Here is a 12,838-nt window from a genome sequence, read left to right on the forward strand (position 1 = left end):
GCTACCAAGCTACTGTGTGCGCTTTTACCATTCTTCTACATTAGGGAATGGATGAGTTTATAAGGATTTATATGCCGTTCGCAGAATTATCAGGCTTGGTTGCTGCCTTATGTTGGACCATTTCAAGCCTGATGGCGCCAAACTTAATTCAACGTTTTGGCACCATGCGTTTTAATACCTTTCGTATTGTTATCGCTAGTTCCATTCTGTTAGCGATTTGCTTAATCACCCAGCGATTCAATGCAACTTTGTGGCAACATGCCGAGATAGTCATGCTGTCTGGTTTGCTAGGAATTTTCATTGGCGACACTATGCTGTTTACCGCAGTCCATCGCCTTGGCCCTCGACGCACAGGGGTGCTTTTTGCTACCAACGCGCCCATGTCGATTCTATTGGGTTGGTTGTTTTTAGGTGAAAACCTGTCCTTCAATCAACTTTTTGCCTGCGGTCTGGTATTAATTGGCGTGGTGATTGCCATTCTGTTTGGTCGCAAAAACAGTCTTCATGCTTGGGAACAAACTAAAGGCAAATTGAGTATCGGGATTTTGCTTGCTCTTGGCGCAGCGCTTGGTCAGGCCAGTGGTGCTTTGCTTAGCAAGCCAGCTTTAATTGATGGTGCCGATCCGATTGCCGTGTCTGCATTACGCGTTGGTACTGGCGCTTTAGCTCTCGTTCTGGCTTATGGCTTATTTTATCGACACAAACAACCTGCTGACGCGATTCCATTTGGTCAACTTACTCGTGCTGATTTCATGGGCATCGCTACCCTCGCCACCATTGGCATGGTTATCGGCATGAGCGTATTAGTCTGGGGGGTCGGCAATGCTAACGTCGGTATCGTCACCACTTTGTCAGCCGTTGTTCCAGTGCTAATTTTACCAGGTTTGTGGATTACCACAGGCCAACGCCCTGCATTTGGTGCGTGGATTGGTGCCATTTTCGTTGTGGCTGGCGCAGCTTTGATTATTCTGAAATAGCCTTGGCTGTGCTATCCTTTAATACACTCATTTTTCAATCGGCTCTCCATCGATTTGCCTACTTTGTATTTGGCGAACCATGGAGCGTTTTAACGAAACCCTTGCACGATGGCAGTCTTGCACGGGGCTTTAATCATAGGATAAGTTGACTATTTATGGCTCAGTTTGTATACAGCATGAACCGCGTTGGGAAAGTTGTTCCCCCAAAACGCGAGATTCTAAAAGACATTTCTCTTTCATTCTTCCCTGGCGCTAAGATCGGTGTATTGGGTCTTAACGGTTCTGGTAAATCGACACTTCTACGCATCATGGCGGGTGTTGATACCGAGCATAACGGTGAAGCACGTCCAATGCCGGGCCTCAAAATCGGTTACTTGGAGCAAGAACCTCATCTTGATCCAGAAAAGAACGTACGTGGTATTGTTGAAGAAGCCTTCACTGACGTTATCGAAGCGATGGCGCGTTTGGATGCGGTTTACGCTGAATACGCTGAACCTGATGCTGACTTTGATGCGCTAGCAAAAGAACAAGGTCAACTTGAAGCTTTGATCGAAGCCAAAGAAGGTCATAACCTAGAGCGCGCCCTTGAAGTAGCAGCCGATGCTCTACGTCTTCCACACTGGGATGCGAAAGTAGAACACCTTTCTGGTGGTGAGCGTCGCCGTGTTGCGCTATGTCGTCTATTGCTTAACAAACCAGACATGATCCTTCTAGACGAGCCAACAAACCATTTGGATGCTGAATCCGTTGCTTGGTTAGAGCGCTTCTTGAAAGATTACCCAGGTACTGTTGTGGCGATTACCCACGACCGTTACTTCCTAGATAACGCAGCTGGCTGGATTCTAGAGCTTGACCGTGGTCACGGTATTCCATACGAAGGTAACTACTCTTCTTGGTTAGAGCAAAAAGACGCTCGACTTGCTGGCGAAGCAAAACAACAAGCCTCGCATCAAAAAGCCATTAAATCGGAGCTTGAGTGGGTTCGCCAAAACGCCAAAGGTCGTCAGTCTAAATCCAAGGCGCGTTTGGCTCGATTCGAAGAGATGAACTCACAAGAGTTCCAAGATCGTAACGAAACCAACGAATTGTACATTCCACCAGGACCTCGTCTTGGTTCTAAAGTCATCGAAATCGAAGGCGTTAGCAAAAGCTTCGAGCACAAGGTGCTACTAGAAGACTTCAACATGGTGGTACCGCAAGGCGCTATCGTCGGTGTGGTTGGTGGTAACGGTGCAGGTAAATCTACCCTGTTCAAAATGATCGCTGGCACGGAAAAACCGGATACAGGTACAGTGACGTTGGGTGAAACCGTTCAGCTTGCTTACGTCGATCAGATGCGTGAACTCGACGGCGACAAAACCGTTTTCGAAGAAATCGCTGATGGCCAAGACATGATCACGGTAAACAATTACAAAGTTGTGTCTCGTGCTTACATCGGTCGCTTTAACTTCAAAGGGTCTGATCAACAAAAATTGGTTAAGCACTTGTCTGGTGGTGAGCGTAACCGTTTGCACCTTGCGAAATTGCTTAAAGAAGGCGGCAACGTATTGCTACTGGATGAGCCAACCAACGACCTTGACGTAGAAACCTTACGTGCACTGGAAGACGCGCTACTGGCCTTCCCAGGTGCCGCGATTGTTATTTCCCACGACCGTTGGTTCCTAGACCGTATCGCGACACACATCCTAGCGTACGAAGGCGATTCTAAAGCCGTCTTCTTCGAAGGTAACTACGCAGAATACGAAGCCGACTACAAACAACGTACCGGCAACGAAGCAACACCAACGCGTATCAAATACAAACGTATTGATGCTTAATTCTATTTAATAGGATTGGTTGGTAAAGAATAAAAAGCCGCTTTCAGAAATGGGAGCGGTTTTTTTTATTGAGATCTCTGTTTTAACGCTCGTAGGCCAAAATATACATCCGATAATTTTAACCATAAACTTTTCAGACTCTCATATTCAAAAACACCTGTTCGCGAAATCCCACCAATTTCCTTACCCTCCTCCCAAAGAGCATTTCGCGTAGCATCCCAGTGTTCTGTCATAAAGCGATGGTTTTTTGGTACTGGATATCGGCCTTCCCAGATTACATACTCTGACAGCAGTTTTAATAAGAGACTCTCATTTTCAATTAGAACTATTTTTGCCTGTTCAGCCAATTCTTGGATCTTATGACTTTTTTCAAAGTTGATACTTTTTTCTATACATATTGCTTTCAACATTACTTCATAAGACAAACCAAACATCATTAAATAATTATCTAAACAGCCAAGCTCTAATGAAAACTCACTTTTTAAACCTAACCCCTTTATAAATTCACGCTCTTTTGATGAGTTCATTCCATCCCTAATCAAACTTGCAGAAGCATACAATGAAACTGATTTCTGATACCAAAACGATGAACTTTCTTCTCTATATTTATAAGCAGCTTCTAAGGGGTTCATATATACGCACCTTGTTTCAATTTTTAACGAGCTTATCTACACCCGAACTAAGTTCATTAACGGTTCAAAAGAATACAAGGCAGGCCTTCTTCCTGAAGCTTCTTCAAGTGTATCGATTATGCCTTCCTCCAAAAGAGCTCTTGTAAATCTGGCAGCGCTCGCGGCAGGAATCCCACTATGCGTGGTGAATTTATTATTCCGAAAGACAGGATTGGTAAAGACAAAATCCAGTGCTGTGACGCTCCATTTTGAGGATAGAACATCCGAAAACTTCTGTTTCATTTCCCCGTACAATGCTCTTATGTTTTCAGCGATGGCGAGATTTTTTATGGCTTGCTGCTCAATCGCCTCCAGAAAGAATGAACACCATTCTTCCCAGTTTCCGGTTTCTGATACATGCCTCATAATATCAATGTATTGGTCTTTATTTTCTTCAAAATAACCACTTACATAAAAATGAGGCGCAGAGATTGTTTTTGACTGCCACAACATCAAGGTAATTAGCATGCGGCCAATTCGGCCGTTACCATCTTTAAAAGGATGTAGTGCTTCAAATTCGATATGCGCCATGGCGGCTTTTAGTAATGCAGGATCACGACTATTCGTTATATAGTCAAAAAGATTATCTAAACCGTCTTGTAGCTGTTCAGGCCGAATTGGGACAAAAAGGATTTGTCTTTTCCCCCTATCAGCAAGATAGTTTTGTTCAGTCTTAAATTCACCTGGGGATTTTTGTGCACCACGACCAAAAGACAAAAGGCGCTGATGAATTGCTTTAACCAAAGACTGTGAAATAGGATATCCGTCAGCCATTGCACCCTGAGCAGCTTTTAACGCCCGTTGATAAAGAATCGTTTCTATGACTTCCGAACGTACATTTGATGTGTCTGAGGCCTCACTTTCATGATCTGCCTCATACTTTAGAATTTCATCCATTGTACTAACGGTTCCTTCCATCCTAGAAGAGATCACAGCTTCTTGGTTTCTCAGAGGAGCAAGCAATATTTCACTATTGTGCATATTCTTAAGCATCTGATCATAACGAGCAATGGCATCCGTCGCTTTGATAATACCATCAATGAAAGTCACATAATTCAGCTCTGCAGGAGGAAACTTATCGTAGTGGTAATGGACAGCATTCTCTAAATTTAAATTCATATTCAAAACCTCTAACAAAGACACCATACAGTATAGACTCTCACTTTCACAAAAAAATGAGAGTCTATCGATTTTGACATGAATTAATGAAAGACAAAAGTCGTTGTCTCTCACTTTTATAAAAAAATGAGGAACTAATCGGTTTGATATACATAAGTGAGAGACAAGGAACGTATAGCCTCATTTATTACCAAAAGTGAGAGACAAAGCTTTCTACGAGTCCAGATTGACCTGGGTCAGACTAAGCAATCACCTCAACCCCTTTTCTCTCCACGAGACAGCATTTTCAGCGCAGCGCCTCTGGGTTTACTTTCGCCTTGCTTTGACCCTGACGTCTAGTTACAGAACATAAAGCATCAAACTGTCGCATGGTGGTTTTATCAATCGCACCCGCTTTTTTAAGGCCTTTGGCTGTCTTATGAACAGACTTTAAAATATCACTCATGGCTACAACTCCTTCGTTTAGCCAGAAAAAGATTAGGTTAACTGTAGCACTTTCTTAGATGCTTCTGCCAAGAACCCAGAGCGCGATTTGTATTTCGGATTTGCGGCCACCATTTTGTCGATTTTTGTGATCAGCAAATGCGGTAAGGTGACGTTGATTTTTTCACTTTTACCCAGCAATGGTGTGATGTCTATATTCACCACAGCCCATACACCATCGGCGTAGTCTGGGTTGTCTTTATGAGCGGCGATTGGGCTTGCGGTTGGAATGTCTTCACCGTCTTCTAATAAGAGTTCAAGGTGAGAAAAAATCGCTTCTTCGGCCATTTCTAGTGTCTCATCAAGTGTATCGCCAGCAGAGAAACAGCCGGGCACATCTGGCACAGTCACGCCATAACTAACGCCGTTATCGGTATGTAATACAATTGGATATTTCATTGATCGTACCTCTGCTAAAGCCACTAATGAACTTAGTTGAGCTGAGCTTGTTTTCAAAAACTCCAATAGGTTATTTTTTGAACCAAACAAACCATAACTCCAATAACCCTTAAAATAAATAGCTATGACTTCGAGGAAAATAAAAATATCTATAAAGAACAAAACCCCACTTACCATGGGCAAGCGGGGTATTGTGTTGCTAATTAGTGCTGCTACCGTTTCTTTAAAATCCCACTAGCAATAACGACGCCGATGCTGACGAAGATGAGTCCGGCGATGGAGTAGCCTTCTAGATGTTCGCCAAGTACGGGGATGGCGATGAGTGCGGCAAGTACTGGGGTAAAGGCGCCGATGGCGGCCATGTTTTCCGCACCGAGTTTTTGGATGGCGTAGCCGTAGGAAAACCCCGTCATGAGGCCGACAAGTAGACTTTGCACAAGAATTTGGCCAGCCAACATATCCCAAGAGGCATCCGCTAGTCCGCTAGAAGCTAGCCCAGTTGCCCATAAGAAAGCCAGCGCGATCAAGGACACCAAGCCCATCAATGCTGTTGATACCAAAGGCGGTAAGCCTGCAATTCGTAAACTGACGGTATACACAGCCCAAAAGAAGCTAGCGCAAAGCAATAATAAATCGCCTTTCCATGTATTTTCTGGCGCTGTGAGTAGTGACAGGCTGAGTAAAACAAGCACGCCAATACTGACTAAGCTCAAGCCAATCTTGCGTTCACGGCTGACTTTTTCTTGATAGAAAAGTACCGCCAACAAGGTCACAAAGAAAGGAAAGGCCCCAAGAATCAATAAACCTGCGTGAGACGCCGGAGCGTATTTCAAACCTGTCGCACTTAGGTAAAAAAACGGCAAGCCTGCACCACAGACGATACCTAACAAAAGTATCGGGGAAACGGCTTTCACTTGTGCTCTAGCGCGCCATAAGAAAGGAAACAGTAATAATGCTGGCGGAGAAAATCGCAGGATACCCAAATCGAAAGCGGTCAAAGTATTAGTCATGCCGGCTCGCATACTGACCAACCAAGATGCCCAAATCAAGATACTCACAAAAGCAGCTAATAAACCAAGGCGAAAGCCCCAGCCAGTAGCGTATTGTTTGTATTTTGGTGGCTCTTGAACGGACATTGATGATGTGTGTTGTGTGACTGTTTGGGGCATAACCACCTCGCGGGAAATCGATAGCTTTATTATCTGCTCTCATCCGCGAGCATGTCCTTGCTATTTACCCTCAAGAAAGGCTACTTTTTAGCATATAACACTCAATTCAATTCTATAAATTACTAAGTGTGCCAATATGAATAAAACAGACCTGGATATTCTCTCCCATTTGCAATCCGATGGACGTCTTACTAACGTGGCATTGGCGGAGGAAATCCACTTATCGCCCTCGCCTTGTTTACGCCGCGTTAAGCAATTAGAAGACTCTGGTGTGATCGAGGGTTATCACGCTCGCATTGATCGTCAAAAGGCAGGATTTTCCATGACAGTGTTTGTGGAAGTACGTTTGAAAAGCCATGCTGGCGATAAACATATTGTGTTTGAGAATGCGATTTTAGAGATGGAAGACATCATCAGCGCACATCTTGTCTCCGGCATTGCAGATTATCGTCTAGAAGTAGTAGCGGTGGATCTACAAGATTACGAGCGAATCCTAAAAGCCCTTCAGTCTTTGCCTCATGTAAAAGACATTCAAAGCCATTTTGCTATTCGTTCGGTCAAAACCGCCGCACCATTACCATTAAAAAGAATGTCTTAAGCGACTTACCTCAGACTATAAATGAAAAAACCGCTTATCTTTCGATAAACGGTTTAGATTTACGATACACGGTTTAGATTTACGATACACGGTAGAGCTAAACTTTAAAGCTACCGACTTGCTGATCCAGTGTTTCATACAACTTAGTAATGTCTTTGGACTGCTGTTGAATAAGGTCCGATACCGACTGAACAGAGTCCGTTTGGTCTTTCAAAGACACCATATTGCGGTTGATGTCATTGGAAACAATAGATTGCTCTTGAGTCGCCTGCGCTGTCTGGGCAGCCATGTCTTGAACTTTTGCAAATGATGCCTGTATACCATTAAATATTTTAGTTACTTCACCAAAGTTGGTAACCGTAGACTCTGCATTGTCACGACTGTTTTGAATCGCTTTAGAGGATTCCGTTACATTAATTTTTAACTGTTCAATCATGCCTTCAATTTCATTGGTGCTATCTTGAGTACGGGTAGCCAAGGTACGAACTTCATCCGCAACCACCGCAAAACCACGACCTTGCTCACCAGCACGGGCTGCTTCTATCGCTGCGTTCAATGCCAACAAGTTGGTTTGTTCAGCGATATTACGAATCACTTCCAAAACAGAAGCGATACTTTCTGAACTCTTTTGTAGCTCACCAGAACGGCCAAGGGCAACTTCTATATCAGCCACTAGCGTCGTAATAGCATGTTGGGATTTATTAACTGCAGCCATTCCATTTTGCGTCAAACTATTAGAATTCTTCGCTTCGTCTGCGGTATCACGAGCTACCGTCGCCATTTGTTGATTGGACATATCCATTTGATGGCCTGCACTAACTATGGAAGCCGAAGCATTCGCTAGTGCGGTCGTAATTCCAGACGTCTGTTTTGCAACATTATTAAGCTGACCAGTCATTTCACCTAGCGCATCGGATTGTTTATGAATACTACCAATAATACCTCTGAGACGATCGACAAAACCGTTAAATTCATTAGCAAGATCCCCCAATTCATCTTTAGTAGAAAATTCGATACGTTGAGTTAAATCGCCGTCGCCTTCAGAAATTTCACGAATACGCTGTCCTAAATAACGCACTTGGTGAGCCAAGGTTTTAGGTGTTTTATAACTGAACCAAGCGGCAATAAGCAAACCTACAACAACAATAACAATGGCAACTTTTTCAAACGCTTTTTCTTCTTCTATTATGGTTTTTTTAGACATTTCTGCATGCTTATTTACCGCTTCGCCCGCTTTATCGAGGATGCCTCTAAGAGCACTAAAGTCTGCATTAGCTTTTTGCTCAGCAGCTGTAAAAGTGGGAGCATTTTTATCTAATGCAACAAAGGCGTTGGAAGAGTTTAACCAAGTAGTAAAGGCTTTATCAAAGTCACCCAGTGACTTATAAATCTGAGGTTCTGCAGACAAGTACTGGCGGAATAAATTAAAACGATCTTTTACTTGTTGAGCATTTTCAACACGATCCTTTTCTTCGTCATCAAGCTTGCCCACACCAACCACAATACGCTGCTCAGCAAGCTTAGCTTGATAAAGATCTCGGTCCGCATTCAGAATAACTGCAGAAGCCTTTCCATAAGAATCTGCCTGTGCATTAAGAGCACCGCTTAGCTGATTAACGATATACACCATTGAAGCTAAGGCCACAATAAAGGTAATACTCATCACAAGAACGGGCAAAGAGCTTTTTACCCTGATGGAATTAAAACGCATAATTTTGTCTCCTAACAAAAATTACCGTGTCTACGGCATATGATGTGATAGTAGAGTGGCTTAGCACACTGAATCAATCTGCATTAACAATTACCTACATTTATACTGCACTTAATAACTTATAAACACGGTCCTCTTGATCTAGCGCAATAAAACAAAACATGATCTCTAACTGATTGATGAGACTCTATTTTCAAATACAAGTATAAAAATATTCAAGAAACATCTCGTGGCTTTTGCCTTTGTCGACAACATCAAGTAAAACAAAGTGAATAAGAGGATAAGAGGATAAGAGGATAAGAGGATAAGAGGATAAGAGGATAAGAGGATAAGAGGATAAGAGGATAAGAGGATAATGATGTCATTCCAAACATTCGGCATTACAACGAATAAAAGAGTAATAAATGAAAAGAGCAACGCGATAACATGACTTTCCCAACACCCAGTGCCAAACTTGCCCTCGCAGCTTGGCTAGAAACGCATACCAATTTTCGATTGTCTGCTCACGCAAACGATTTGCCTAGTGCTTTAAAAGAACTAGATACCTCACCTAAATCCATTAGCTACTTAGCTCAGTTTACGATGCTAAAGCGCTACTTTAATCGTGCGATTTCAGGTTTGCTGGTCGTATCTTTGTTCTTGGGTTTTATGGCAGTGCCACCAGCTTTTGCAACTGGCCAATCCAATCAAGTGAATATTTTCTGGTTGTTCATTATATTGCTGGGATTTCATGCGCTAAATTTTGCTGTTTGGTTCGTCACCATGACGGCCACTATGAAGCAACACACAGAAAGCAAAGGTATATTGTTAAGCCTGCTGATTTTCCTTAACCGGAAAATAAGTAAGCACTCACATATAAACACAGATGTGAGCTCTGCTTACATACATTGGCAATGCCCTGCTCATTCGAATAAATGGTTAATCAGCGGTATTTCCCACGGCGCGTGGGGCTGCTATTTGCTGGCGGGGTGGGTAATGACTCTGCTTTTGCTACTGACCAATCAAGTCAACTTTGTCTGGGAAACCACTCTATTAAGCGACGATGCTTTTATTCAACTGACGCAAACCTTAAGCATTATTCCTCAGTGGTTTGGTATTTCTCTACCTAATCAATTGGATATTCTCGCCAGCCGCGTCGACCTAATGTCACAAACTGCGGCGACAAGACAACATTGGGCAAATTTTCTACTCGCGAGTATTTTCATTTACGGCGTGTTACCAAGGCTGATTTTTACTTTTATTTGTTTGGCTATGTATCACTTTAAGCGAGCAACACAACCACTCAGCACGCAAGAAAAAATCATTCAAAATCGTTATCGCCAACAGGAAAGCCAGAGTCGAAATATCCTAGATGCGGATCATCACAAAAATTCTGCTTCTGCGATGAATACAAACGGAACGAATAATGAGCCTCTTGCCGACAGCGCACTTTCCCAACATTGGGCTTTATTTGAATGGAGTCATGCTAAACCAGATTATTTAAGCTCCGCTCGTTCAGTATCCCTATTAAACAGTCGAGAAGAACAAGATAGCTTTTTAGCCTCCTCCAGTGATGAGCCTATTTATATTTTGGTCAATGCCGAACAAAGCCCAGATCGTGGCACAAGACGTTTTTTCTCCCGAGTAAGCATGGCGTATCCTTCGTTATTTATGGTGATATCAAGTGATGATAACGCTAGATTCGTTGAGGATTGGCAGCGACTTGCTAGAGAAACACGCCTTCACTTTACACAACTCAAACAAAAGGACTAAACCGTGTCGATTTCCCTTTTGGTCGTTGGCCACGCGAACACAGGTAAAACCTCACTGATCCGTACTTTGTTACGTAGACAAGATTTTGGTGAAGTGAATGACAGAGCAGGAACCACTCGTCACGTGGAAAGTGTGAAGATCAAAATCGGCCATGAGTCGGTGATCACCTTAACCGATACACCAGGGTTTGAAGATTCAATTGGCCTTTGGCAGATTCGTCATTCAGAAGCGTTCCGTTCTTACCAAGGTGCTGACTGGCTACAGCCATTTTGTGAAAGCCAATTTGCACAAGATGAATTTGAACAAGAAGCAAAGATTCTTAAGCAATTAACCAAAGCAGATATCATCTTATACGTGATTGATATTCGTCAAGCACCACTAGGCAAATATCTAGATGAACTGGCGTTATTGGCTAGTGCCAATAAACCGATTATTCCTATTTTGAATTTCAGTGCGTCCCCCAGCGCTCACTTAGAAGCTTGGCGTAAAGTCTTGGCCGAACGTCATTTGCACGCCGTAATAAAATACGACACGGTGGCGTTTTATTTTGAAGACGAAAAACGTTTATATCAAAGTATTCAGAGCCTGATGCCGGAAGACTACGACGCTATCAAGCATCTTATTGCATCCCGAGAAGAAGCCGCTCAATTACGCCGTACAATGGCTACGAATCAATTAGCCGAGTTGATACTAAAAGCTGCCAGTACTCGCATTGAATGCTCAAGCTATCCACCAAAGCCCAGCGAATCCTCCGCTTTCGAAGAGAAAATACGCGCACTGGAAAGTCGATATATCGCAGGATTACTGCGTCTTTATGAGTTCCAAGAAGAAGACTTAAAAGCCACGCCACTGGCGATTAAAAATGACCGCTGGCAGCAAGATATATTCGATACCGATACGTTAAAAGAATGGGGAATAGAAACCAGTACTAGCGCACTCACTGGTGCAGCGATTGGAGCAGGAATTGATGTCATGTCGGCAGGGTTAACATTGGGCACAGCTACGACAATTGGCGCTATTTTAGGTGCTACTTGGAAAACTGGCCAACATTACAAAGACACCTTAAAAAGCAAATTTACCAAACGCTATTATCTATGCCTTGATAAAGCCACGCTGACACTGCTGTGTCTTCGAGGTTTAACGGCTATTCACCATTTACATCAACGTGGACATGCTTCTCAACAAGCTTACGAGCTAGCTAATCAAGCCCAAGACGATGAACTAATTGAGCAGATAAAACCTTATTGGAAACACGCTCAGCAACACCCTGAATGGGAAACTCAAACCTTGCAAGATTCCCATTCAAGTAAATTAGGCTTACAAAAAGTACTAGAAAAAGCACTTAACTCGGATAAGAGATCAGACTAGCTTTGTTGATTATTAAGAAGTTCCTGATCTAAACGCAGTTGTGTCTCACGCATCTGCTTCTCACAAGATTCTAACAGGGTAATGACATCAGTTTCATGTAACCCTGTTGTATCTATTGGTGGCAGCATCTCAACGATCACTTTACCATTATTCCAACGATTCAAATCAATTTGTTCATGAGTGCTACTGCAAACAACGGGCACAACGGGAACACCGGCTTGAACAGCTGCATGAAAAGCGCCTCGTTTAAAGGGTAACCAGCCACGTCCGCGACTGCGTGTACCTTCAGGAAACATCCATATAGATAAACCAGTTTTTTTCATGCTAGCGGCGATCTGATCAATGGTGGCTATCGCTTTTTTACGATTTTCTCGGTTAATCAAGAAATTACCACTGGCCCAATACAAAGCACCAAAGAAAGGAATCCAACGTAAACTGGTTTTACCAACCGTCACCACGCCTTTGGGAACAACCACAGCTAAGGTAAACAAGTCGAAATTATTTTGATGATTCGCCACATAAACGGCTTGGGGGATATTTTTTGCTGATTCAGCAACTCTACCTTCGACCGATAAACCGAACAGAGGACTAACTTGGGCAAATACACGCCCTAAATAATACACACGGTTTTTTGACCATAAAGTAAGCAAACAAAACACAATTCCCAGCAGTGTCACGCCTATAATCAACAAGAATAGCAATGTCATCCGTATCAAAAGCAACATATTGGATTAAACCTAACATTAATAGCGTTTAAAATTAATTGGTCTCTTA

12 protein-coding genes are annotated in these 12,838 nt (G+C 43.0%); 5 read left to right on the plus strand and 7 right to left on the minus strand.

Annotation, left to right across the window (positions count from 1 at the left end; all coding sequences use genetic code 11):
• Window positions 1-71: 71 nt before the first annotated feature.
• Together CCS02_RS14885 and ettA are read left to right on the plus strand one after the other, a co-directional pair.
• A complete protein-coding gene (locus CCS02_RS14885; protein WP_072840750.1) occupies window positions 72-977 on the plus strand; it encodes a DMT family transporter in 906 nt (301 codons plus the stop codon).
• Window positions 978-1,132: 155 nt separating this feature from the next.
• The gene (gene ettA, locus CCS02_RS14890; RefSeq protein ID WP_072840751.1) at window positions 1,133-2,794 is read left to right on the plus strand and encodes an energy-dependent translational throttle protein EttA; all 1,662 of its coding nucleotides are present in this window, start codon (window positions 1,133-1,135) and stop codon (window positions 2,792-2,794) included.
• A gap of 65 nt (window positions 2,795-2,859) precedes the next feature.
• Here the strand turns inward: ettA and CCS02_RS14895 are convergent, their stop codons facing one another.
• From CCS02_RS14895 to CCS02_RS14915, 5 genes are all read right to left on the minus strand, one after another.
• Window positions 2,860-3,426: a HEPN domain-containing protein gene (locus tag CCS02_RS14895; protein WP_100186748.1), complete on the minus strand. Its 567-nt coding sequence runs from the start codon at window positions 3,424-3,426 to the stop codon at window positions 2,860-2,862.
• A gap of 36 nt (window positions 3,427-3,462) precedes the next feature.
• Window positions 3,463-4,584 carry a Fic family protein gene (locus CCS02_RS14900; protein WP_100636995.1) on the minus strand — a complete coding sequence of 374 codons (1,122 nt, stop codon included), beginning with the start codon at window positions 4,582-4,584 and terminating at the stop codon, window positions 3,463-3,465.
• Window positions 4,585-4,870: 286 nt separating this feature from the next.
• Window positions 4,871-5,029, minus strand: coding sequence for a hypothetical protein (locus CCS02_RS14905; RefSeq protein ID WP_198432061.1), 159 nt, complete (start codon window positions 5,027-5,029; stop codon window positions 4,871-4,873).
• 32 nt (window positions 5,030-5,061) lie between these two features.
• The gene (locus CCS02_RS14910; RefSeq protein ID WP_100186747.1) at window positions 5,062-5,466 is read right to left on the minus strand and encodes a type II toxin-antitoxin system HicB family antitoxin; all 405 of its coding nucleotides are present in this window, start codon (window positions 5,464-5,466) and stop codon (window positions 5,062-5,064) included.
• Window positions 5,467-5,678: 212 nt separating this feature from the next.
• Entirely contained in the window at window positions 5,679-6,635 is a 957-nt protein-coding gene (locus CCS02_RS14915; protein ID WP_100636996.1) for a DMT family transporter, read from the minus strand.
• A gap of 136 nt (window positions 6,636-6,771) precedes the next feature.
• Between CCS02_RS14915 and CCS02_RS14920 the strand changes: the two genes are divergently transcribed.
• The gene (locus CCS02_RS14920; RefSeq protein ID WP_072840755.1) at window positions 6,772-7,233 is read left to right on the plus strand and encodes an Lrp/AsnC family transcriptional regulator; all 462 of its coding nucleotides are present in this window, start codon (window positions 6,772-6,774) and stop codon (window positions 7,231-7,233) included.
• A 97-nt stretch (window positions 7,234-7,330) separates the two neighbouring features.
• Here CCS02_RS14920 and CCS02_RS14925 read toward each other — a convergent pair whose 3' ends face one another.
• Complete coding sequence (locus tag CCS02_RS14925; protein WP_100636997.1) at window positions 7,331-8,944, minus strand: methyl-accepting chemotaxis protein; 1,614 nt, start codon at window positions 8,942-8,944, stop codon at window positions 7,331-7,333.
• A 426-nt stretch (window positions 8,945-9,370) separates the two neighbouring features.
• On the opposite strand from CCS02_RS14925, the gene CCS02_RS14930 reads away from it, so the two are divergent.
• Both CCS02_RS14930 and CCS02_RS14935 read left to right on the plus strand, forming a co-directional pair.
• Window positions 9,371-10,696, plus strand: coding sequence for a DUF2868 domain-containing protein (locus tag CCS02_RS14930; RefSeq protein ID WP_100636998.1), 1,326 nt, complete (start codon window positions 9,371-9,373; stop codon window positions 10,694-10,696).
• Window positions 10,697-10,699: 3 nt separating this feature from the next.
• Window positions 10,700-12,064 carry a DUF3482 domain-containing protein gene (locus CCS02_RS14935; RefSeq protein WP_100636999.1) on the plus strand — a complete coding sequence of 455 codons (1,365 nt, stop codon included), beginning with the start codon at window positions 10,700-10,702 and terminating at the stop codon, window positions 12,062-12,064.
• Here CCS02_RS14935 and CCS02_RS14940 read toward each other — a convergent pair.
• Window positions 12,061-12,789, minus strand: a complete 729-nt coding sequence (locus tag CCS02_RS14940; protein WP_100637000.1) for a 1-acylglycerol-3-phosphate O-acyltransferase — start codon at window positions 12,787-12,789, stop codon at window positions 12,061-12,063. The two genes, CCS02_RS14935 and CCS02_RS14940, sit on opposite strands and share 4 nt — an antisense overlap.
• Window positions 12,790-12,838: the final 49 nt, after the last annotated feature.

The sequence above is a fragment of the Marinomonas sp. ef1 genome (assembly GCF_002806845.1).
Lineage (GTDB): Bacteria > Pseudomonadota > Gammaproteobacteria > Pseudomonadales > Marinomonadaceae > Marinomonas > Marinomonas polaris.